Source organism: Micromonospora terminaliae, from assembly GCF_009671205.1.
GTDB lineage: Bacteria > Actinomycetota > Actinomycetes > Mycobacteriales > Micromonosporaceae > Micromonospora > Micromonospora terminaliae.
The window spans coordinates 3,371,801-3,393,684 of record NZ_CP045309.1 but is presented as its reverse complement, the minus strand read 5'-3'; the positions used below and the strand labels follow the sequence as shown (position 1 = coordinate 3,393,684).

Annotated in this window: 18 protein-coding genes; 7 read left to right on the top strand and 11 right to left on the bottom strand. The window is 73.5% G+C overall.

Features of this window, described 5'->3' with window-relative positions; translation table 11 throughout:
• From GCE86_RS15325 to GCE86_RS15305, 5 genes are all read right to left on the bottom strand, one after another.
• The gene (locus GCE86_RS15325; RefSeq protein ID WP_154230517.1) at positions 1-924 is read right to left on the bottom strand and encodes an amidohydrolase family protein; all 924 of its coding nucleotides are present in this window, start codon (positions 922-924) and stop codon (positions 1-3) included.
• A 5-nt stretch (positions 925-929) separates the two neighbouring features.
• Positions 930-1,739 (bottom strand): metal-dependent hydrolase, encoded by an 810-nt coding sequence (locus GCE86_RS15320; RefSeq protein WP_154227601.1) that lies wholly within the window; start codon positions 1,737-1,739, stop codon positions 930-932.
• Positions 1,740-1,939: 200 nt separating this feature from the next.
• Positions 1,940-3,949 (bottom strand): serine/threonine-protein kinase, encoded by a 2,010-nt coding sequence (locus GCE86_RS32375; protein WP_154227600.1) that lies wholly within the window; start codon positions 3,947-3,949, stop codon positions 1,940-1,942.
• Between the two features lie 78 nt (positions 3,950-4,027).
• The gene (locus tag GCE86_RS15310; protein ID WP_154227599.1) at positions 4,028-5,353 is read right to left on the bottom strand and encodes a glycosyltransferase family 4 protein; all 1,326 of its coding nucleotides are present in this window, start codon (positions 5,351-5,353) and stop codon (positions 4,028-4,030) included.
• 131 nt (positions 5,354-5,484) lie between these two features.
• Positions 5,485-7,428: an amylo-alpha-1,6-glucosidase gene (locus GCE86_RS15305; RefSeq protein ID WP_154227598.1), complete on the bottom strand. Its 1,944-nt coding sequence runs from the start codon at positions 7,426-7,428 to the stop codon at positions 5,485-5,487.
• A gap of 42 nt (positions 7,429-7,470) precedes the next feature.
• Between GCE86_RS15305 and GCE86_RS15300 the strand changes: the two genes are divergently transcribed.
• Entirely contained in the window at positions 7,471-10,173 is a 2,703-nt protein-coding gene (locus GCE86_RS15300; protein WP_154227597.1) for an MGH1-like glycoside hydrolase domain-containing protein, read from the top strand.
• Between the two features lie 37 nt (positions 10,174-10,210).
• Here the strand turns inward: GCE86_RS15300 and GCE86_RS15295 are convergent, their stop codons facing one another.
• From GCE86_RS15295 to GCE86_RS15285, 3 genes are all read right to left on the bottom strand, one after another.
• Entirely contained in the window at positions 10,211-11,548 is a 1,338-nt protein-coding gene (locus tag GCE86_RS15295) for a hypothetical protein (RefSeq protein ID WP_239542406.1), read from the bottom strand.
• A 124-nt stretch (positions 11,549-11,672) separates the two neighbouring features.
• Entirely contained in the window at positions 11,673-12,950 is a 1,278-nt protein-coding gene (locus GCE86_RS15290; protein WP_154227596.1) for a hypothetical protein, read from the bottom strand.
• Positions 12,947-14,068 carry a HesA/MoeB/ThiF family protein gene (locus GCE86_RS15285; RefSeq protein WP_154227595.1) on the bottom strand — a complete coding sequence of 374 codons (1,122 nt, stop codon included), beginning with the start codon at positions 14,066-14,068 and terminating at the stop codon, positions 12,947-12,949. Before GCE86_RS15285 ends, GCE86_RS15290 begins: the two co-directional genes overlap by 4 nt.
• Before the next feature lie 487 nt (positions 14,069-14,555).
• Between GCE86_RS15285 and GCE86_RS15280 the strand changes: the two genes are divergently transcribed.
• The 4 genes from GCE86_RS15280 to GCE86_RS15265 all read left to right on the top strand — a co-directional run bounded on the left by GCE86_RS15280 (position 14,556) and on the right by GCE86_RS15265 (position 18,046).
• Positions 14,556-15,254 (top strand): HAD family hydrolase, encoded by a 699-nt coding sequence (locus GCE86_RS15280; protein WP_154227594.1) that lies wholly within the window; start codon positions 14,556-14,558, stop codon positions 15,252-15,254.
• 21 nt (positions 15,255-15,275) lie between these two features.
• Entirely contained in the window at positions 15,276-16,067 is a 792-nt protein-coding gene (locus GCE86_RS15275) for a DUF4184 family protein (RefSeq protein ID WP_154227593.1), read from the top strand.
• A 379-nt stretch (positions 16,068-16,446) separates the two neighbouring features.
• Complete coding sequence (locus GCE86_RS15270) at positions 16,447-17,085, top strand: L,D-transpeptidase family protein (RefSeq protein WP_154227592.1); 639 nt, start codon at positions 16,447-16,449, stop codon at positions 17,083-17,085.
• A gap of 28 nt (positions 17,086-17,113) precedes the next feature.
• A complete protein-coding gene (locus GCE86_RS15265) occupies positions 17,114-18,046 on the top strand; it encodes a rhomboid family intramembrane serine protease (RefSeq protein WP_154227591.1) in 933 nt (310 codons plus the stop codon).
• A gap of 22 nt (positions 18,047-18,068) precedes the next feature.
• Here GCE86_RS15265 and GCE86_RS15260 read toward each other — a convergent pair whose 3' ends face one another.
• From GCE86_RS15260 to GCE86_RS15250, 3 genes are all read right to left on the bottom strand, one after another.
• Complete coding sequence (locus GCE86_RS15260; protein ID WP_154227590.1) at positions 18,069-18,344, bottom strand: hypothetical protein; 276 nt, start codon at positions 18,342-18,344, stop codon at positions 18,069-18,071.
• Positions 18,345-18,391: 47 nt separating this feature from the next.
• The gene (locus GCE86_RS15255) at positions 18,392-18,823 is read right to left on the bottom strand and encodes a RusA family crossover junction endodeoxyribonuclease (RefSeq protein WP_154227589.1); all 432 of its coding nucleotides are present in this window, start codon (positions 18,821-18,823) and stop codon (positions 18,392-18,394) included.
• Positions 18,824-19,006: 183 nt separating this feature from the next.
• On the bottom strand, positions 19,007-19,363 hold the full coding sequence (locus GCE86_RS15250) for a VOC family protein (RefSeq protein WP_154227588.1): 357 nt from the start codon (positions 19,361-19,363) through the stop codon (positions 19,007-19,009).
• A gap of 241 nt (positions 19,364-19,604) precedes the next feature.
• Here GCE86_RS15250 and GCE86_RS15245 point away from each other — a divergent pair, with 241 nt between their 5' ends.
• Together GCE86_RS15245 and GCE86_RS15240 are read left to right on the top strand one after the other, a co-directional pair.
• The gene (locus GCE86_RS15245; RefSeq protein WP_154227587.1) at positions 19,605-20,891 is read left to right on the top strand and encodes an ABC transporter substrate-binding protein; all 1,287 of its coding nucleotides are present in this window, start codon (positions 19,605-19,607) and stop codon (positions 20,889-20,891) included.
• A complete protein-coding gene (locus GCE86_RS15240; RefSeq protein WP_154227586.1) occupies positions 20,888-21,883 on the top strand; it encodes a carbohydrate ABC transporter permease in 996 nt (331 codons plus the stop codon). Before GCE86_RS15245 ends, GCE86_RS15240 begins: the two co-directional genes overlap by 4 nt.
• Position 21,884: the final 1 nt, after the last annotated feature.

Genomic DNA, 21,884 nt, shown 5'->3' with positions numbered 1-21,884 from the left:
TCAGCCCAGGTCGAACAGGGCCGCGGCGGCGTCCCAGCAGACCGCTCGCAGCCAGTCGTCGCCCAGGTCGAGCCGGGCCAGCGCGGACAGCTGCTCGGCGTAGGGGTAGGGGATGTTCGGGAAGTCGCTGCCGAGCAGCACCTTGCCGGCCAGGCCCAGCTCGCGCAGCCGCGGCAGTTCGGCCGCCGGGAACGGCACGAACCGGTCGAAGAACGAGGTGAACGCCATCGTGGTGTCCAGCCGCACGTGCGCGTACCGCTCGGCCAGGCCCAGGAAGGCCGCGTAGTCGGGCGCGCCCAGGTGCGCCACGATCGCGGCCAGCCCGGGATGCCGGGCGAGCAGCGCGGCGAACGACTCCGGTCCCGTGTGGGCCGTGCCGACCGGCGCGTGCCCGGCGTGCACCACCACCGGCACGCCCGCCTCGGCCAGCAGCCCCCACACGGCGTCCAGCGCCGGGTCGGTGGGCGCGAAGCCGCCCACCTGGACGTGCACCTTGAACACCCGGGCGCCGGCCGCGAGGGCATCGGCCACGTAGCGCGCCGCCGCCGGCTCCGGGAAGAACGTGGCCGAGGGCAGGCAACCGGGGGTACGCGCCGCGAAGTCCAGCGTCCACGCGTTCAGCGACTCGGCCATGCCGGGCCGGTGCGGGTACGCCAGCGCGCTGAACATCCGCACGCCGAGCCGCCGCAGGTGCGCCACGCGCGCCGCGTCGTCCCACCGGTAGCGGATCGGCCACTCGGTGCCGACCAGCGGCCCGGCCGCGTCGAAGTACGCCCACACCTTGCGCAGCATGCGGGGCGGCAGGAAGTGCGTGTGCACGTCGGCGAGCCCGGGCAGCCCGAGCGGCCGCCAGAACTCCGGCACCCCAGCGTCCTCGACCGGCGGCCGGGCGTGCTCCGCCGGCCCCGTCCCGTCGTCGGCCAGGTCCGTCACACCTCGATATTGAAGCGGTGCAGCACCGAGGGTGCGACCAGCCCCACCGCGGCCAGTACGGCGAGCACGGTCAGCGCCGCACGCAGCACGATGGTCTCGGCCTTGCTGCCGGTGCGCAGGGCGATGCCGTTGGGCAACCCGATCATCGTCCACATCCGGCGCTTGATCGGGATGGGCCAGAGGATCGGCACCCCCGCCTTGGTGATCATGTCGCCGAGGATGTGCACGAAGCAGCCTACGCCGACCGCCGTGCCGATGAGGGGATAGCCCCGGTCGCCGGGCAGGTTGGCGAAGGTGAACCAGGCCGCGGCCGCCGACAGCAGGGTGACGACCACCCACCCGGCCCGCTCGGCCCACTCGTCGAAGAGCCCGCGCAGCGCCAGACCGATCATGAAGAAGAGGATGCTGACGACCGCCCACTTGCCGTACGCGGCGCAGAGCGCGGTGGTGCCCCAGCCGACCAGCAGGGTGAACGGGAGGGTGTGGGTGAGCGTGCGGTGGCCGTTGTTGCGGCGCGGGTCCCTGCTCAGCTTGGTCGCGTAGTAGACGCCCAGCGAGATCTTCTCCATCACCTCGGCGATGAAGAGGCTGAACACGCCGAAGGTCCGCGCCACGGTGGCGCCGCCCTGGTTGCGCGTCACCTTGCCGGAGAGGTCGAGGTCGGGAAAGAGCGCCCCGCCCGCGCAGACCGCGGTGCCGACCGCCAGCGCGAGCGGTGTCTGGTGGTAGTCGGCGAACTGGTCCAGCGCCCAGGAGCCGGTCAGCCACACCGCCGCGCCGGACAGCGCGTGGGACGGTCCCATCATCTCGGCTCGCCCTCCCCAGAGATCTTGATCGACAAAACTACGCCACTGTAGTTAGGCGTCGGGTCGCGGGGCATCACCCGGACGGTCCACTGGGGAGAGGGGTCCACGGGCCGCCCGGCGGGCGGCGCCGGATCACCAGGAAGTATGTCGTTCCGGGCGGGCGGGACCGAGTATCTGTCGGTGATGGGACGGCGGGGTTGTCAGCCGGCCGCTCGGGTGGCCCGGCCCGACCGGAAGCTGTCCCGGATCAGCGCGAGCTGCCCCGCCGCGGCGGACCAGTCGGCGTCGGAGGTGGTCCACCCGAGCGTCCACCCGCCGGCGTCACCGGGCAGCACCCGCAGCGCGTGCATCCGCTCCCCGTACGGGGCCGTCCAGCGGCACTCCCATTCCGCGCCGCCGCCGGCGGCCGCCAGCCGCACCTTCTGGTAGCCGGGCAGCCGGCCGTCGGTGGTCAGCTCCCGCTCGGCCGCCCGCAACTGGCCCAGCGGATCGCCGCCCGGGTAGGGCTCGACGCCGAGGATCCGCCGGGTGGCGGGGTCCTGGAAGCAGGTGGTGCTGCCGGACCTCAGCTCCAGCCAACCGGCCGGCACGGCGACCCGGAAGCCGGCGGAGTCGGCGTGCCAGACCCAGCCGGCCGGGAGGGCGAGCCCCGCGTCGGCGGGTGGCGAGCCGGCCCGCACCGGGTTGCCCGTCGCCTCGGGCCGGACGCACGGAAACGGGGGCGGCGGGACACCGGGGGGCGGGCCGCCGGGCGGGCCGGGCCGGTGTTCCCAGGGCTCGCCCGGCCCCTCGCCGTGCGGGTCGCCGGCCGGACCGCCGTCGTGGTCGTCGGTGACCGCCAGCGCGGTGCCGATCCCCGCCGCCACGGCGAGCACGACGGCCGCCGCCGCGAGCGCCAGGCGGCGCAGGGCCGCCCGGCGTCGCCGGCTCGGACACTCGGCCTCGCCCGCGGGGGAGGCCGCCGGGCCGTTCCCGCCCTCGACGGCACCGGCCGCCCCGCTGGTGCTGGTGGCGGTGCCGTCCGCCCCGCTGGAAGCGGCGGAGGTGCCGGCCGTGCCGCCGGGGATCGCGACGCCGCCGGCCGGCCCGTCGGTCGGCGTGGGCTGGTCGGCCGCGGCCGGCGCGGGCCGCGAGGAGCCGCCACCGCGGCCGGCCCGGCTCGGGGCCGGCGGCGGGGTGCCCTCGTCGTCCGGGGGCGCCCATTCGCTCCGGCGGGCGGCGCGGCTCCACTCGCGGGCGGCCGCGGCCGGCGGCATCACGTCGGGGTAGGCGCGCTCCGGCGGCGGTACGGCGGTCGCGCCGCCGCTGTCCCAGCCGGAGCCGGACGCGTCGTCACCGTCCGGGGCGGTGGCGGGCGCGACGGTGCCGGCCGCCGGCCAGCCCGGCACGTCGACGGTCGGGGCGGTGGCGGCGGCCAGCAGCCGGGCCGCGTCGTCGTGGCCGAGCCGGTGCCGCGGGTCGCGGCGCAGCAGGCCGACCAGCACGGGCGCGAGCGGGCCGGCGTGCGGCGCCGGGTCGGGTGGCTGGCTGGCCAGCGCGGCGAGGGTCGCCATGGCGGTGCTGCGGGCGTACGGGGAGCGGCCCTCCACGGCCGCGTGCAGGGTGGCACCCAGCGACCAGAGGTCGGCCTCGACGCTGGACACGCCCTCGGCGGCCCGTTCGGGTGCCACGTACTGCGGGGAGCCGAGGACCAGGCCGGGGCGGGTCGTCATCCCGTCGCCGCCGTCGAAGACGGCCAGCCCGAAGTCGGTGAGCAGGACCCGGCCGTCGCGGGCCAGCAGCACGTTGGCGGGTTTCACGTCCCGGTGCAGCACGCCCGCCTCGTGCGCGGCGCGCAGCGCGGCCAGCACCGCCAGCCCGATCGTGGCGGCGCGGCGCGGGTCGACCGGCCCGTCCGTCTCGACGGTCTCCTGCAACGACCGGGACGGCACGTACTCCATGACCAGCCACGGGTCGCCGTCGACCCGGACCACGTCGTAGACCCGGACCACGTTGGGGTGGGTGAGCCGGGCGGTCGCACGGGCCTCGCGGAGGGTGCGGCCGCGCAGCTCGTCGCGTTCGTGCGGGGCGAGCCAGCCCGGTGGCACCACCTGCTTCACCGCGACCTCGCGGTGGAGCATCTCGTCCCGGGCCAGCCAGACCCGGCCCATCCCGCCGCGGCCGACCAGATCGAGCAGGCGGTACCGGCCGGCGATCACTACCTGCTGCACCGCACTCCTCACCGCTGGTGGATGTCCACAATAGCCAACGGATCGGACAACACCTATCGCTCGTCGGGGCGGCGTGGCTCAGCTTGCGGCGCCGGCCAGCAGATTTCCGTCCGGGATGGCGATGGCGGACCGGCCAGCGGTCAGCAGCGCCGCCGCCCGGCGGGCCCGGAACGCGCCGTGCTCGCGACGGGCCGTGGCGTAGCTGCCGGCGGTGCGGGCCGCGATGGCGGACCAGGTGTAGCGTTCGGCGACCACGGCGCGGGCCCGGCGGGCCAGCCGGCGGGCGAAGACCTCGTCGCCGACGAGCCGGTCGACCGCGCCGGCCAGCGCGTCGGGGTCGCCCTGGGGGAAGGTCACCCCGGTCACCCCGGGTTCGACGATCTCGGCGAGGCCACCGGTCTCCGCCACCGCGAGGGGCGCGCCGGCCGCGGCCGCCTCCAGGGCGATCATGCCGAACGGCTCGTAGAGGCTGGGGACCACGGTGGCGTCGGTGGCGCCCAGGACGGCCGGGAGCTGGGTGGCGTCCAGGAAGCCGGTGAACCGGACGGTGTCGGCGAGGCGCAGCCGCTGCGCCTGATCGACCAGTTCGTCGCGGTACGGGCCGTCGCCGGCGATCACCACCCGGAGGCCGGGGTGCCGGTCCCGCAGGTACGGTACGGCGTCCACGAGGTGCTGCACGCCCTTCTCGTACACCAGCCGGCCGGCGTACCCGACCAGGGGTCCGTCGCCGGCGAACCGGGCCCGGGCGGCGGAGACCGCGCGCGGGCGGGCGTGCCAGGCCCGGTCGTCCACCCCGTTGGGGACCACGTCGATCCGACCGGCCGGTACGTCGAACAGCCGTGCCACCTGGTCCCGCATGTAGCCGGAGCAGGCGATCACCCGGGCCGAGGCGTTGCTCAGCCAGTGCTCGACGCCGTGGATGGTGCGGTTCATCTCCTCGGGCAGCCAGCCCTGGTGCCGGCCGGCCTCGGTGGCGTGGATGGTGGTGACCAGCGGGAGGTCCAGGTGCTCGGCCAGGGTGACCGCGGTGTGCGCGACGAGCCAGTCGTGGGCGTGGACGACGTCGAAGCCGCCCGCCTCGGCGGCCCGCAGCGCGGCCCGGGTGAGGGTGTGGTTGAACGCCATGGTCCAGGCCAGCAGCGAGTCGGTGGCCAGCGGGAACCGGACCGGGTCCTCGGCGGCCCGGAGGACGCGGACGCCCTCGGCGTACTCCTCCAGGGGCGCGCCCTCGGCGTGCCGGGTGACGACGGTGACCTCGTGGCCGGCGGCGGTCAGCGCGACGGAGAGCGCGTGCACGTGGCGGCCGAGGCCACCGACGAGCACGGGTGGGTACTCCCACGAGAGGATCAGCACCCGCTGGCGCCGGGCGGGCTGGATGTCGATCACTTCGGCGTCAGCGGACATGCGGCCCCCTTGGAGTTGTGGTTCCCGCACCGCCCGACGGCGCCCGCACCGGGCCCGTCGTGGGGTCGCAGCCCATCCTGCCCACCGGTCGATAACCAGCGGCGACGCGCCGGTTGCCGGTCTGTAACGCGTTACCGGCGCAGCCGCCGGGCGCGCAGCAGTTCGGCCACCGACCACGCCTGGAACGGGCAGCCCGTGGCGGCGTGCGGGGCGAGCCCGTCGGCGGTCTCGCTGACCGAGCCGAGGCCGTACTCGGTGAGGTGCCCCTCCAGTCCCACCAGCAGGTCGCCGGTGGGCAGGCCGGCCCGGCGGTACGCGTCGACGAACGGCCCGATCAACCACGGCCAGACGGTGCCCTGGTGGTAGCCGGAGTCCCGCTCGGCCGGGCCGCCGCGGTGCCGGCCGACGAAGCCGGGGGAGTCGGGGGCGAGGCTGCGCGGCCCCAGCGGGGTGAACAGCGCCTCGGTGACCCGGCGCAGGGTGGCCTCGTCCGGTTCGAGGGGCGCGTACGGCAGCGACCAGGCGAGCAGCTGGTTGGGGCGGAGCAGGTCGTCGTCGTGGTGCGGCGCGCCGCCGAGCGGGTACGCGGGCGCCGGCGCGTCCACCACGTCGTGCAGCCAGCCGGCCGGCGTGGGGAAGCGCTCCCGGAACGCGGCGGCGGCCCGCTGGTGCCGGCCCCAGAGCTCGGTGGCGTCCCGGCCGGCCAGCTCGGCCAGCTCGGCGAGCCCGGCCAGCCCGTTCACCCACAGCGCGTTGACCTCGACCGGCTTGCCGGTGCGCGGGGTGACCGGCACCCCGTAGACGCGGGCGTCCATCCAGGTGAGCGCGACGTCGGGCGGCCCGCCCTGGGTGAGCAGCCCGTCGGCCGGGTCGACGCCGATGCCGTAGCGGGTGCCCGCCACGTGCGCGGCCACCACGTCCTCCAGCGCGGGCAGCAGCTCCGCTCCGAGGTCGGTGTCCCCGGTGCGGGTCACGTGCCGGTTCACGGCGTGCAGGAACCACAGCGTCGCGTCGACGGTGTTGTGCTCCACCCGCCCGGTGTCGGCCGTGTTGGCGAGCATCCCCTCCGAGAGCGTGGCCGCGTACGCCCGCAGCAGCTCCCGGCCCTCGTCGCCCCGGCCGGTGCCGAGGAACAGCCCCTCGTAGGAGGTCATGGTGTCCCGCGACCACGCCCCGAACCAGGGGTAGCCGGCCACCACGTCCGGGCCGGTGCCGGTGTGCACCACGAAGGCGTCGGCGGCCAGGGCGAGGGTCGCGTCGACGTCGTCGTCCGGCTTCGCCGCGGCCACCACGGCCCGGTGGCGCCGCCGGGCCGCCTCGACCAGCGCGGTCGCCGGCGGCGGCTCCTCGCCCAGGTCGTCGGCCCAGGCCAGCACGGACACCTCGGCGCCCGGCTCGTCGAGGGAACCGGAGAACCGGCCCGCGTACCAGAGGTCCTCGTCGGGGTGCAGCCCGCGCGCCGCCTCCTCCCGGTGGCGTACCCCGAGCCACCACTGCCCCTCGGGCGTCCAGCCGGGCCCGGCCAGCCGGAACGCGCCCTCCACCACCGCGCCGCCGGCCACCTCCTCCAGCCGCGGGGTCGGGCCGTCCGCCCGCCGCTCGCCGTGCGCGTCCCGCCAGGTGCAGGCCGCGGCCAGGTCCAGCCGGACCGGGCCGCCGGAGATCAGCCGGTGCACGACCGCCACGCAGGACCGGCCGTACGCCATGGCGATCTCCCGCTCGATCACCACGTCGCCGACCCGCCAGCGCCAGCGGGGCACCCCGTCGGTGAGGTCGAAGCGCTCCAGCAGCTCGTAGCCGCGCGGGTCGACCACACCGGAGGACCATTCGTGCGCGCCGAGCCGGACCTGCCGCCCGGACGGCAGGGTCACCGCCGGGTCGAGGCTGACCAGGCCCACCTTGCGGGCGGCCGGCGTCTCCCCGGCCACCACGAGCAGCCCGTGGTAGCGCCGGGTCCGCAGCCCGGCGACCGTGCCCATGGCGTAGCCGCCGCGCCCGTCGGTGACCAGCCACTCCCGGGTCGACGAGGCGGACAGCTCCCCGCAGACCTGCGGCCCGAAGCGAATCTCGATCAACTTTCCTCCACCACCGGCGGGGTGTCACCCGCCACGACGACAATGGCCCCTGTGGAGAAGTACCCCGGGGGCGTCGAAGATGTGCAGGTGATCACTGACCGCCCGACCTCCGCGACCCCCGACCCCGAGCGGCACCGGCTCGCCCAGGCCGACGCCGGGGAGCAGGACTGGCGCGCATGGGGTCCCTATCTGTCCGAGCGGGCGTGGGGGACGGTACGGGAGGACTACAGCGAACACGGCACGGCCTGGGACTACTTCCCCCACGACCACGCGCGGTCCCGAGCCTACCGGTGGAACGAGGACGGCATGGCGGGCGTCTGCGACGACCGGCAGACGTTCTGCTTCGCCCTGGCCCTGTGGAACGGGCGGGACCCGATCCTCAAGGAGCGGATGTTCGGCCTCGGCGGCGACGGCGGCAACCACGGCGAGGACGTGAAGGACTACTGGTGGTACGAGGACTCCACGCCGACCCACTCCTGGATGCGCTGGCGCTACCACTACCCGCAGGCCGCCTTCCCCTACGACGAGCTGGTCGCCGTGAACGCGCTGCGGGGCCGGGACGACACCGAGTACGAGCTGGTCGACACGGGGATCTTCGACGACGACCGGTACTGGGCGGTCACCGTCGACTACGCCAAGGCGTCCCCGACCGACCTGTGCATCCTGATCACCGTGGCCAACCGGGGCGACACCGACGAGACCCTGCACGTGCTGCCCACCCTCTGGTTCCGCAACACCTGGGCGTGGGGGCTGCCCGGCGGCGACCGGGTGCCGAAGCTGACCGGGGCGGGGTCCCGGCTGGTGGGCGAGCACTGGGTGCTCGGCCAGCTCCTGCTGGAGGGTGACGGCGCGCCCACGCCGCTGCTCTGTGACAACGACACCAACGCCGAGCGGCTGTGGGGGCTGCCCGGGCGGTCGGCGTACCCGAAGGACGGGATCAACGACCACGTGGTGGCCGGCGCGGCCACCGTGAACCCGGACCGGGAGGGGACCAAGGGCGCGCTGCACTACGTGCTGGACGTGCCGGCCGGCGGGCAGCGGCAGATCCGGCTGCGGCTGACCCGCACCGCGCCGCCCCCGGCGAGCATCCCGCCGCCCCCGGCCGACCTCGGCGACGGGTTCGACACGGTGCTCTGGGCCCGGCGCGCCGAGGCCAACCGGTTCTTCGACAGCGTCATCCCGGCCGCCGCGAGCGCCGACGAGGCGCTGGTGGCGCGGCAGGCCATCGCCGGGCTCCTGTGGGGCAAGCAGTTCTACCACTTCGACGTGAAGCGCTGGCTGGAGGGCGATCCGGGCTCCACGCGGCCGCCGGCCGGCCGGCGGCACGGGCGCAACAGCGCCTGGTGGCACATGAACAGCTTCGACGTGATCTCCATGCCGGACCCCTGGGAATATCCCTGGTACGCCGCCTGGGACCTGGCCTTCCACTGCGTCACCATCGCCCGGGTCGACCCGGGCTTCGCCAAGGAGCAGCTGCTGCTCCTGCTCCGCGAGTGGTACCTGCACCCCAACGGGCAGATCCCGGCGTACGAGTGGGCGTTCGGCGACGTGAACCCGCCGGTGCACGCGTGGGCGGCGCTGAAGGTGTTCGAGATCGACGGCTCGCGGGACCACGAGTTCCTGGCCCGGGTGATGCACAAGCTGCTGCTCAACTTCACCTGGTGGGTGAACCGGAAGGACACGGGCGGCAACAACGTCTTCGAGGGCGGCTTCCTCGGGCTGGACAACGTCGGCCCGTTCGACCGTTCGGCGGCGTTGCCGGTGGCCGGGGTGCTGGAGCAGTCCGACGGCACCGGCTGGATGGCCATGTACGCGCTCAACCTGCTCGACATGGCCGTCGTGCTGGCCGAGCACGACCGGGCGTACGTGGACACGGCGACGAAGTTCTTCGAGCACTTCGCGTACATCGCCGCCGCCGCGTACGACCAGGGGCTCTGGGACGACGAGGACGCGTTCTTCTACGACGTGCTGCGGCAGGCCGACGGCACGAAGGTGCCGCTGAAGGTCCGCTCGGTGGTCGGGCTGCTGCCGCTCGCGGCGGTCACCCGGCTCACCGCGCGTACGATGCGCCGGCTGCCGGAGCTGGGCGCCCGGCTGCGCTGGTTCCTCACCAACCGCCCCGAGTACGCCGAGGTGATCGGCGCCCGCCGGCTCGGCCCGGACGGCCGGCAGCAGCGGCTGCTCTCCATGGTCGGCCCCGACCAGGTGGTGCGGCTGCTCGCCCGGATGCTCGACACCGACGAGTTCCTCTCGGAATACGGGCTGCGCACGCTCTCCCGCGCCCACCTGGACAAGCCGTTCACGGTGACGCTGGGCGGCCAGGAGTTCAGCGTCGGCTACGAGCCGGCCGAGTCGACCAGCGGCCTGTTCGGCGGCAACTCCAACTGGCGCGGCCCGATCTGGATGCCGACCAACTTCCTGCTGATCAGCGCGCTGCGGGACTACGCCGCCTTCTTCGGCGACGACCTTCAGGTGGAATATCCGACCCGGTCCGGGGTGAAGCGCACCCTCGACGAGATCGCCGACGACCTGTCGGCGCGGCTGATCTCGCTGTTCACCCGGGACGGCTGGGGCCGGCGGCCGATCTACGGCGCGGCGCAGCTCTTCCAGACCCACCCGGACTGGCGGGACCTGATCTGCTTCCCGGAGTACTTCCACGGCGACAACGGCGCCGGTCTCGGCGCGTGGCACCAGACCGGATGGACGGCGCTGGTCGCCGACCTGATCCTCACCCTGCGCCGCTGACGGTGGGGCGCGGCGGGGACCGCTGCGCCCCACCCGTTCACGGCAGCGGGAAGAACGCCACCCGGGCGTGGTACTCGCCGGCCACCGTGGTGGTGTCGCTGCCGACCCAGAGGCCCCGGTCGGTCGCGTACAGCTCCTGGGTGCCGACGCCCCGGGCCTTGGTCGGGTTCCAGGCCAGCGCCTTGCCCGTGGTCGGGTTGATCGCCCCGATCCCGGGCCGGGACACCGCCCCCGGGCCCGCCGAGTCGCGCCCGAGCGGGTTGTCCAGCCAGCGCTGGTGACCGCCGACGTAGACCGCCGCGCCGGTGATCGCCACCGAGAGCAGGGTGTCGCCGCCGGTGTAGTTCGCCCAGGTGGGCTGCTTGCCGCCGGTCTCGGTGCCGAACTCGAAGCGGGACGCCGTGTCGCAGAGCGTGCCCGGGAACGCGGCGCCCGTGGTGACCGCCACGAACCAGGCGCCGTCCGCGGAGATGTCGACTCCCCGCAGGTAGGTCGGCGTGGTCCGGGCGCACTGCGGCTGGTAGCGGTCGGTCGACCAGCCCGAGAGGGTGGCGCCGGTCGTGGTCAGGTTCGCCACCGCGAGCTGGTGGCGCGCCACGCCGGCGACCGAGCTGAAGTTGCCCACGAAGACGAGCCGCCGGCCGTCCGCGGAGACGTCCAGCGCCTCGATCTTGACCGGTGCGGTGGCGCCGGAGCTGGTCTTCCGAGGTCCCTCGACGCGCAGGTTGACCGACGCGTCGGCGGCCCCGGTGGTCGGGTTCAACGCGGCCAGCGCCCGTCGCGTCACCCCGCCGACGGTCTGGAACGCCCCGCCGAGGATCAGCCGGTCGCCGACCAGGCGCATGTCGTTGACCTGGTTGTTGAGGGCGGCCGGGGCGAACCCGGCGACCCGGGCGCCGGTGGCCGCGTCGATCCGGGCCACCCGCGGCGCGGCCACGCCGTTGACCGTCGTGAAGGCGCCGCCGAGGTAGAGCGAGCGGCCGTCCGGCGCGGCGGCGAGCGCCTTCACCGTGCCGTTGACCACCGGCCGGAAGGTGGTGTCGATCCGGCCGGTCGTGGCGTCGAAGGCCACCAGGCGCGGCATCGCGAGCTGGGCGGTCTGCGTGGCGTTGCGGACCTTGGTGAACGAGCCGGCCAGGTACACCCGGTTGCCGATCTGGAGGATCCGGTACACGGTCCCGTCGAGCGCGTGCGGCGTCCAGTCCACGGGATTGGCGCCCACGACCGTGGCGTGCGTGGCGTTGACCGCCAGGGCCGGCGACGGGGGGAGCGCGCCGCCCGCGGCGGCGAGCGCTGCCGCCACGGCGGTGGCCGCCCTCCGGCGACGCCGGCGCCGGGCCGGCATCGCGCGGGGCTGATCGCGTGAGGTCGTCATCGCCGAAGCATGCCGCCCCGGGCCTGGTCGGCGCAGTCGGGTTCCCGCCGCCCCTCGCACGGCGTTCGGCCATTCCGGACGGTCCGTCCGTCCGGCTGCACGGCGCTGGTCGTCGATCTGATCCTCACCCGGCGCCGCTGACCGCGCCGGTCGGCGCCGGCCGTCGGCCCCCGAGGAGGCGGGGGAGGCGGTGCCGGTGCCGGCGATGGAAGGTGACCAGGAACAGCACCTGGAGAGCGCCCTCGACCAGGATCAGCAGGCCCGCGTCGACGGTGGCGAGCAGGCCGCCGCCGCCCATGGCCCGGGCGGCGGCGAGCACGCCGTGCACCACGATGGGCAGCCCGTACGCGATGAACCCGGCCAGCGCCACGGTGCTGCCGACCACCACGGCCACCGCGTAGAGACGCACGGCGCGCCGCTCCCGCGCGGAGAAGTCGGCGGTGGGGTCGATGCCCGGCGCGCCGACCACCCGGGGCAGCAGCCGGTGGCCCGATCGCCGGGCGAGATGCCGGGCGTAGGCGAGCCCGTCGTGGAACAGGTTGCGGCAGCGCAGCAGGTCCAGCAGGACGAAGTAGAGGTCGGTGCGCATGTAGACGTGTGCCTGGAGGGCCATCGACATGACGACGGTGACCGCCAGCGCGGCCAGCAGCCGCTCGACGAGCGCACCGGGCCGGGCGTACGCGTTCACCAGGATCGCGCCGCACACCAGTGCGAGGTCGCAGAGCAGTCCGCTCAGGTAGACCCGGTACCGCTGTCTGCGGGGCACCGCCCACACCGCGGTCACATCCGTCTGCACGACGAGGTGGTGCAGACGGGTGGCGAAGCTGATCCGGGCCGGGGCGCCCAGCGACCGGGCGGCGACGAGGTGACTCAGCTCGTGCAGGGTCACCGCCAGCGAGAAGAGCACGGTGTTCACCAGAACGCAGAGGCCGATGTAGTCGCCCCACCAGAAGTCACGGTATCCGGGCACGAGGTCCGGCCGCTGAAACAGCGTTACGACGGTGGCCAGGATCAGCACTGCGTAAGCCGCCTTGGCGATCTTTCCGAACAACCATCCGGTGTTCGAGGCGGTGAGCCACGGCAGGTGTGGACGCAATTTAGGATATGGATCAGGGATGTTCTCGCCGTCGATACTGGCGACGAATCCGACGTCGATAAGATCGTCCACGAATTCGCTGAGGTCCACCTCCGCGTCGTGTTTTTCGGCGAGCCATTCTTCGACGTCCCGGATCCGATGTCCGGCGTCCAGCCGGCGGATCGCCGCCATGCCGACACCGGGCACCTCGATGAATTCACCGACCTCCGGCCGGCCCACGACGAACAGGTCCGGGTCGTCGTCCGAGATCTGCGTGTGCATCGGACGGAAGCGGACGACGCTGTCCGTGGTGGCCGTGGCGGTCATCCGGCCGGCTCCCCGGTCGGTGGCGCCGGCCGCTCGCCGCAGGCGGGGCACCCGGGATCCTGGACGACGTCGATGAAGTACTGGTGGTCCCAGCGCGCGACGTTGTGGTGGTAGAGCCGGCCCGCCGTCTGCTGCGGCAGGCCGCCGAGGTGGTAGAGCACCTCGAGGGCGCAGAGATGCCCGCCCACGTTGGCGTTGGCGGCGACCACCGCGTTGGGCCGGGGCAGGTCGGTCAGCGGCCGGCCGACACTGTTGATCTCCCGCTGGCGCTCGCCCCGGATCATGCAGGCGTAGCAGCCGGTGCGGCCGGGCAGGAAGGAGCCGACCACCACCATGGGGCCGGTGTAGAGCGACATGAACCACGGCGTGCCGGTCGCCAGCGCGGCCTCGTTCGTCCACTCCTGAATGAGCTGGTCCGGCTGGTCGGCGCAGAGCACGAAGACGTCGGCGTCGGCCATCAGCCGGGCCACGTCGGCCGCCGAGCCGACCCGCAGTTCCTCTCCGGTGACGGTGACGTGCGGGTTCATCGCCCGCAGCCGCCGCAGCCCGGCCGCGAGCTTGGGTTCGCCCACGTCGCTCTCGACGTAGAGGAGTTGGCGGGTGAGGTTGCCGGGCTCGATCCGGTCGAAGTCGACGCAGTGCAGTCCGCCGATCCCGCTGGCCACGAGGCCGGCGGCGACCGCGCTGCCGGTGCCGCCGAGACCCAGCAGGACGACCCGGGCGGCGCCGATCCGCTCCTGTACCGACCAGGGCGATTCGCGCGGGGTGGTGTCGATCCACGAGTAGAACTGGCGGGCCGAGCGGTACCGCTCCGTCTGCGCGTCGGTCAGGGTGGCCGGCGGCGGGGCCGCGGCGTCCTCGACGAAGCCCTGATCGATGAGGTCCCGGACCACCTCCGTCACGCTCTCGGCGGAGTGCCCGGGGTGGGTGCGGTCGAAGTCGGCGCGGATGGCGTCGAGATCCCGGGTGCCGTCCATGAGGGTCAGCAGCCGAGCGATGCTGTCCTCCTCGTCGTCCTGGATCTCGGCGGCCACGCCGTACTGCATCAGGCCGACGATGATCCGGTGACCGGGCAGGGTGTAGGGCTGGTGGGCGCTCTTGATCGCGGGACGGAGCATGTGTCGTCACACCTGTCGGAAGAAATGGACGGGCTTGCCGGCGACTTCGGCCGCCGCCGGAATCGGCGGCGGCCGAAGGTGCTGCCGCCGTCAGCCGTTGGTGCCGCGGGCCGTCGTCGTCTCAAGCTTCTCGAGCTTGCGAACCTTGACGCTCAGGGTCTTGGTGGTCTTCTCCACCTTGGCCATCTGGTCCATTTCTTTCACCATCCTTCCCCGTAATCGGATGATGCCCCGTCTGGAGCCGTGCCGACACTTTACCGAGATTAAGTAACGCGCCGTCAACCCCTTGTCGAGATTGAGGTTGAAGAATGGGTTCGTATTGTCTCCGGTGGAATGTCGCACGGGGCAGCGGCCGGTTCGTCACTGGGTTAGGATTCGCCGAGCTGGTCCCGCCGGGGCCGGTCGTTCCCACTTGCGCGGAAACCCGGATGTAAATGGCCGCGCGGGCGCAGTACCGTGTCCCGGTCCACCACGGGAGGGAGACGCGATGCGACAGCGCCGGGAGGCCGCGGTACTGGTCTTCGACGCCGACGACACGCTCTGGGAGAACAACGTCGTCTTCGAGCGGGTGATCGACGACTTCCTCACCTGGCTGGACCATCCGACGCTGGACCGGACGGAGATCCGGGCGGTGCTCGACGACATCGAGCGGGCCAACGCGGTCGCGCACGGCTACGGCAGCAAGGTGTTCCTGCGCAGCCTGGGGGAGTGCCTGGAGAAGCTGCGGTCCCGCCCGGCGACCGAGCGGGAGCGCGCCGAGATCGACGACCTGGCGGCGGCGCTGGTCGGCCACCAGGTCGAGCTGATGCCCGGTGTGGCGGAGACCCTGGACGACCTGGCCACCCGCCACGAGCTGCTGCTGCTCACCAAGGGGGAGCGCGAGGAGCAGCAGCGCAAGCTCGACGCCTGCGGGCTGCTGCACCACTTCCGGGCCGCGCACATCGTGCCGGAGAAGGACGCCGACACCTACCGCTGGCTGGCCCGGGAACACGCCTTCGACCCGGCCACCGCCTGGATGGTCGGCAACTCCCCGCGCTCGGACATCCTGCCGGCCCGCGCCGCCGGCCTGAACGCGGTGTTCATCCCCAACGAGAACACCTGGGTGCTGGAACACGACGAGCTGGACCCGTCCGACCCGGGGGTGATCCGGCTGGCCGCCTTCCCCGACCTGGTCCGGCACTTCTGATCCGGCGGTAACGTCCCAGGCGTGCCGCTGACCTTTCCGTCGCACCTGGCGCCGGTGCTGCCGCTGAAGCTCTGGCGGCCGCACTGGTTCGACGGGGTGGCTCTGGCCACCGGCGCGGTCGCGCCCGACGTGGGCTACCTGTTCACCGGCACGGGGCTCGCCCTCGGGCTGCGGACGCACAGCCTCGGCGGGCTGCTCTGGTGGTGCCTGCCGGTCGCCCTCGGCTACGCCTGGATCGTCCGCCGGGTCATCGCCGGCGTCGCCGTGCACCTGCCCGGCCAGCGGCTGTTCGGCTGGCCCGACCACGCCGCGCTGGGCGGCGTGCGGCATCCCTGGCAGGTCACCGTCTGCTCCGCGCTGATCGGCGCGTTCAGCCACGTCGCCTGGGACCGGATCACCCACAGCGACCGATGGCCGCGCCTGCTCGGCATCGCCGACTTCCACGCCCTCACCGGGCTCTACTGGTGGCAGGTGTCGGATGTGGCGGGCACCGTCGGTGGTGGGTTGCTGGTCGCCGCCCTGGCGGTGCGCGCCGCCCACCGGCATGAGATCTTCGAGGGGGTCCGCCCGCCCGCGCCCGCGGCCCGGCCGGGCCTGTTCTGGGGGGTGGCCCTGGCGGTCACCGGACTCGGGGTGGCGCTGCTGCCGGGCCTGCCGGCGGCCACCGTTCCGGCCCCGGCCGGGGTGCGCCTGCTGCACCTCGCGGGAGTCGCGCTGATCGCTGGGGCGGCCGCCGCCGGGGCGCTGACCGGGCCCCCGCCGGACGCCGGGCGCAGCCGTCGCCTCGAACACAAACAGCGCTCGCCGGGCTGACCCTGTTACGCCGACATGCCGTATTTCAACGTTGGTATCAATCACATTCTCCCGGGCCCGCCGAACCTTGTCCGACCTGCGGGAACCTGCCTAACCTGAGCCCGCGCCCACGCCTCTTCGGGGTGAGTCGGGGGCGCGCCGAAGTCCGGTAGTTGGGCACCGTGGAGCTGAGTGCAGGCGGGCCGGCTCGCCGTGTTGAGCCCGGCGTTGGCGGCGTGCCACGCCTGCCGTGCTCGCGACGGCGAAGACCGCTACCACGCCGGACGGCTGGGGTCAGGACCGGGGAGTTGCGGACCCGGTCCTGACCCGTCCGGCCACCTTTCGAAGATCAGCCAGGCGGGGCGGTGCGGACTACCGGCCACGTGCGAGGATCCTCCGCGTGAAGCCGACGAGGGCCACCCGGCTGACGTCCCTCCCACCGCACGCGCGGCAGGTCGTCATCGTGACCGGCGAGGGCTGGCAGACCACCCACGCCACTCTGGAGACGTACGACCGTGCCGGCGACGACTGGCGGCGGGCCCTGCCCCCGCTACCGGCCCGGATCGGCGCCGACGGGTTCAGCGACCGGCACGTCGAGGGCGTGCCGACCACCCCGACCGGCGTCTACGCGATCGGCCCCACCGTCTACGGCATCGCCGCCGACCCGGGCGTCCGCCACCCCTACCACCGGGTGACCGTCGACGACTGGTGGAACGCCGAGCCCGACTCGCCGCACTACAACAGCTTCCAGCGCTCCGCCGAGCAGTTGGGCGGCCAGAGCGAGGCGCTGTGGCGGGAGGACCCGGCGTACACCCACTTCGCGGTGATCACCTACAACATGCCGCCGACCGTCCCGGCCCCCGTGCCGCACGCCGGCAGCGGCATCTTCCTGCACCAGTTCAGCCGCGCCGAGGGCAACCCCACGGCCGGCTGCGTGAGCCTGTCCCACGAGCACCTGGTCGCGGTGCTCACCTGGCTCGACCCCGAGGCGGCGCCGCACGTCGTGCTCAGCCCCGCCGAGTGCCTCGACCGCTACTGACCCCACGAGCCGCCAGGACCGCCTGCCCATGGACACGATCAGCACCGGCCAGCCCCCCGCCGGAAACGCCGCCGGCACCTGCTACCGCCACCCCCGGCGAGAGACGCTGCTGCGCTGCACCCGCTGCGACCGCCACATCTGCCCCGACTGCATGCGGGAGGCGCCGGTCGGCCACCGCTGCCCCGAGTGCGTCCGGTCGGACAACCGGACCGTCCGCCAGGCCCGCACCGTCTTCGGTGGCCGGCTGGTCACCCGCCCGCTGGTGACGTACGCCCTGGTGGCCCTCATCCTGCTGGCGTACCTCGTCGAGCTGGTCCACCCGGCCGTCCTGGACCGGTTCGACAGCCTGGGCACCGGGCTGGTCGACGACGCCGGCCAGCGCTACGTCGACGACGGCGCCCCCCACCCCGGGTACGACGCGGTCGGGGTCGCGCACGGCGAGTGGTACCGGCTGCTCACCTCGTCGTTCCTGCACCTGCTGCCCACCCAGGGTGCCCTCGGCATCCTGCACATCGCGTTCAACCTGTGGTGGCTGTGGGAACTCGGCCGGGTGCTCGAGGAGCGGCTGGGGCACGCGCGCTACCTGGCCGTCTACCTGCTCTCCGCGCTGGGCGGCGGGGTCCTCGGCTTCCTGGTCTCCCCGCACCAGGCGGCGGTCGGCGCGTCCGGCGCGGTCTACGGCCTGGCCGGCTGCTACGTGGTGCTGACCCGCCGCCTGCACCACCACCCGATCGACCCGCAGCGGGTGCTCATCCCGTTCGTGATCTGGATGGTGCTCTCCGCCGGCTGGACCTCCTGGGAGGGGCACCTGGGCGGCCTGCTGGCCGGCGGCCTGGTCGGCGCCGGGTTCGCGTTCGCCCCGGCGGAGCGCCGGACGGTCGTCCAGACGGCGACGGTGGTCGGGCTGACCGTGCTGATGGTCGCGCTGGTGGTGCTCAAGTCGCTGGAGCTCACCGGCTGAGCACCGACGCCGGCGCCACGCCTCAGGAGACCTCGCCCCGCACGATCGCCACGGCGACCCGGCAGAACTCGTCCATGTCCGGGTTGAACCCGGCGGCGATGTCCGGATGGAGGCCGGCCCGCGTCTCGTCGAGCAGCCGGCGGCAGACCTCCTCCACGGGCTCACCCGCGTAGTTGCCGCGGACCCGTTCGGCGGCCGCCTGCAGGGCCGAGGTCAGCTGTTCCTCCAGCGGACCGCGCAGCTTCTGCTGCACGGGATCGAGCCCGCTCGGGTCGAGCGTGACATGTGGCTCCGGCATCGGCGCTCCCTTCGTCGGCGACCGCGGTACCCCACCGCGGTCGTCGGTCAAACCATCCTCGGTACGGCTGCCACCCGGACCTGGTACGAGAAGTCCTCCCCGGGCTCCTCGACGTAGGACAGCCGGCGGATCTGCCGGTCGTCCGACCAGAGGGCGACGTCGACCAGCACCCCGAGGTGGGCCAGGCCGATGTTCGCGACCCGCTTCTTGTCCTGGAGCACGGCGCAGACCCCGCCCAGCAGGGTGCTGGCGTCGGAGGTGCGGTGCCCGGGCGGGCAGCGCAGAGTCACGTCCACCTCGATAGGACCGGTGAGCGGAGTCCACCCCGTGCGCTGGGCCGCCGTGCAGGCGGCCTGGAGCAGGGCGCGGACCCTCGTCGCCTGCCGGTGCCCAGCGGCGAAGATGGACAGAGCCTCGGTTTTGACCGGGGGCAGGCCGCTCACCTCGAACGTCAGGGCGAGAGCGCGGGTGTCCTGCACGACGGCACCTCCTCGTGGGGATCCTGCCCAACCGGGGGAAGCGCAGAAGGGAGTTCGCGCGAGAACCAACCGATCGGACGGGCTGGGGGTCGGCCGGAGGCGTATCGACTTCGACGGCGACGCGCTGGCTGCGGAGCTACCGAAACGCTAGTCCACCGGGCGCACGCTGGGTAGCCTCGCCGCTCACGGAGTGGGACGGGCCGCGAAGGCGCAGAACTCGTTGCCCTCCGGGTCGGCCAGCACCCACCAGCTGATCTCCGCGTCCGGCTCGCGGACCAGGCGCGCGCCGGCCGCCAGCAGCGCGGCCGGCTCCGGCTCGGCGAGCCGCAGGTCGAGGTGGACCCGCGTCTTGCCGGTGCGCGGCTCGGGCACCGTGTTGACCCAGATCGACTCGGCGCCCGACGCGGCGGCGCGGGGATCGATCCGGGTGTCGCCGTCACCCGTGTCGACCAGCTCCCCGTCGAGGATGCCGGCCCAGAAGCCGCCGAGCCGGTGAGCGTCGCCCGCGTCCATGCAGAGGTCCTTGAAGCTCGCGATCATCCGGCCATCATGCCGCCCGGGTCGGACAGCCACGGGCGCGCCGCGGCGGGTGGTCCGTCCCACAGCGGCGGCTGTCGTATCCGTCTCGTGACCGTCAGGTTTCGCAGCGTCGCAGCCCGGGCACTGTCTCGCCCACGAAACGTCCCGGGACGCCAGGCAGCGAGCGGGCGCCCCGACCGTCTCGCCGTGCGCCGGGGCACGGGTGACTCCCCGGTTCTTCGCCGAGGAAAGGGGGAGGGCGATGACGACGGACCCCGGCGCGGCCGCACGGCGGCGGTCGACCCGGCGTGCGGCGGCGGCAGCCGCCGCGCTCGCGTTGGTGGCCCCGCTGGCCGCCTGCGGATCGGGCGGTGCGGGCGGTACGCCCACCATCAACCTGTACTACCCACCGGAGCAGAACCTGCAGAAGGTGGTCGACGACTGCAACGCCCAGGCCCAGGGGCGCTACCGGATCGTCTACCGGGTGCTGCCCCGGCAGGCCGACGAGCAGCGGGTGCAGATGGTGCGGCGGCTCGCGGCGGAGGACACCGGGATGGACGTGCTCGGCCTCGACGTCACCTGGACCCAGGAGTTCGCCAGCGCCAAGTGGATCCGGGAGTGGACCGGCCAGGACAAGGCGGAGGTGGAGCAGGGCACCCTCGCCGGCCCGCTGGACACCGCCCGCTACGAGGACAAGCTCCACGCCGCGCCCAAGAACACCAACGTGCAGCTCCTCTGGTACCGCAGCGACCTGGTCCAGGAGCCGCCGAAGACCTGGGACGAGATGATCTCCGCCGCGCAGCAGCTCAAGCAGCAGGGCAAGCCCTACCAGGTGCTGACCATGGGCGCGCAGTACGAGGGCCTGGTCGTCCTCTACAACACCCTGGCCGAGAGCGCGGGCGGGAAGATCCTCAGCGACGACGGCCGGAAGGCCGAGATGGACGAGGGCGCGGTGCGGGCACTCGACCAGCTCAAGAAGTTCGCCACCTCGGGCGTGACCTCGCCGTCGTTCAGCAACGCGACCGAGGACCCGGTCCGGCTGGAGTTCCAGTCCGGCGCCGGCGCCTTCGAGGTCAACTGGCCGTTCGTGTATCCGGCCATGCAGGAGGCCAACCCGGACCTGGCCAAGAAGGTCAAGTGGGCGCGGCTGCCGGGCGTCGACGGGAACACCCCGAGCAAGGTCACCATCGGCGGGGTCAACATGGCGGTCAGCACCTACTCCAAGCACCCGACGGAGTCCTTCGAGGCGGCGAAGTGCATCCGCAACGCCGAGCACCAGAAGTTCTCCGCGGTCAACGACGGTGTGCCGCCCACCATCGAGGCGGTCTACGCCGACCCGGAGATGGACAAGGCGTACCCGATGAAGGAGACCATCCTGGAGGAGCTCAAGGAGCCGGCGGTCCGGCCGCTGACCCCGGCGTACCAGAGCATCTCCACGGTCATGTCGGCGATCCTGTCGCCGCCGTCGGCGATCCGGCCCGAGCAGACCGCCGACGAGCTGCGCGACGCCATCGCCGACGCCCTCGAGTCGAAGGGGGTTCTGCCGTGAGCGTCAACGCCACGCCCGCCGGCGCCGAGGTCGCGGCGGACGCCGAGCGCACCACCGGCCGGCACGCTGCCGTGCCCGCGCAGCGGGCCGGCCGCCGGTCGAAGGCGCCGCTGAGCGAGAACAAGCGGGCCGAGCGGCGCCTCGGCTGGCTGCTCTGCGCGCCGGCCGCGCTGGTCATGCTGCTGGTCACCGCCTACCCGATCCTCTACTCGGTCTGGCTGTCGCTCCAGCGCTTCGACCTGCGCTTCCCCGACCAGCGCGAGTTCGTCGGGCTGGAGAACTACGCCACCGTGCTGACCAACCAGTTCTGGTGGACGGCGTTCGGGGTGACCGCACTGATCACCGTGGTCACCGTCGCCGTCGAGCTGGTGCTCGGCATGGGCCTGGCCCTGATCATGCACCGGACGCTGGTCGGCCGGGGCATCGTCCGCACCGCGGCGCTGATCCCGTACGGCATCGTCACGGTCGTCGCCGCCTTCTCCTGGCGGTACGCCTGGACGCCCGGCACCGGCTACCTGGCCAACCTGTTCGACGGCAGCGCACCGCTGACCGAGCGGGCCAGCTCGCTGGCGATCATCATGCTGGCCGAGATCTGGAAGACCACCCCGTTCATGGCGCTGCTGCTGATGGCCGGGCTGGCGCTGGTGCCGGAGGACCTGCTGAAGGCGGCCTCCACCGACGGCGCGACGGCCTGGCAGCGGTTCACCAAGGTGATGCTGCCGGTGATGAAGCCGGCCATCCTGGTGGCCCTGCTGTTCCGCACCCTGGACGCGTTCCGGGTGTTCGACAACATCTTCGTGCTCACCGCCGGCGGCAACGAGACCTCGTCGGTGTCGATGCTCGCCTACAACAACCTGATCCGGGGGTTGAACCTCGGCATCGGCTCCACGATGTCGGTGCTGATCTTCCTCACCGTGGCGATCATCGCGTTCGTGTTCGTGAAGCTGTTCGGCACCGCTGCGCCCGGCAGCGACGACGGGGAGAGGCGCTGAC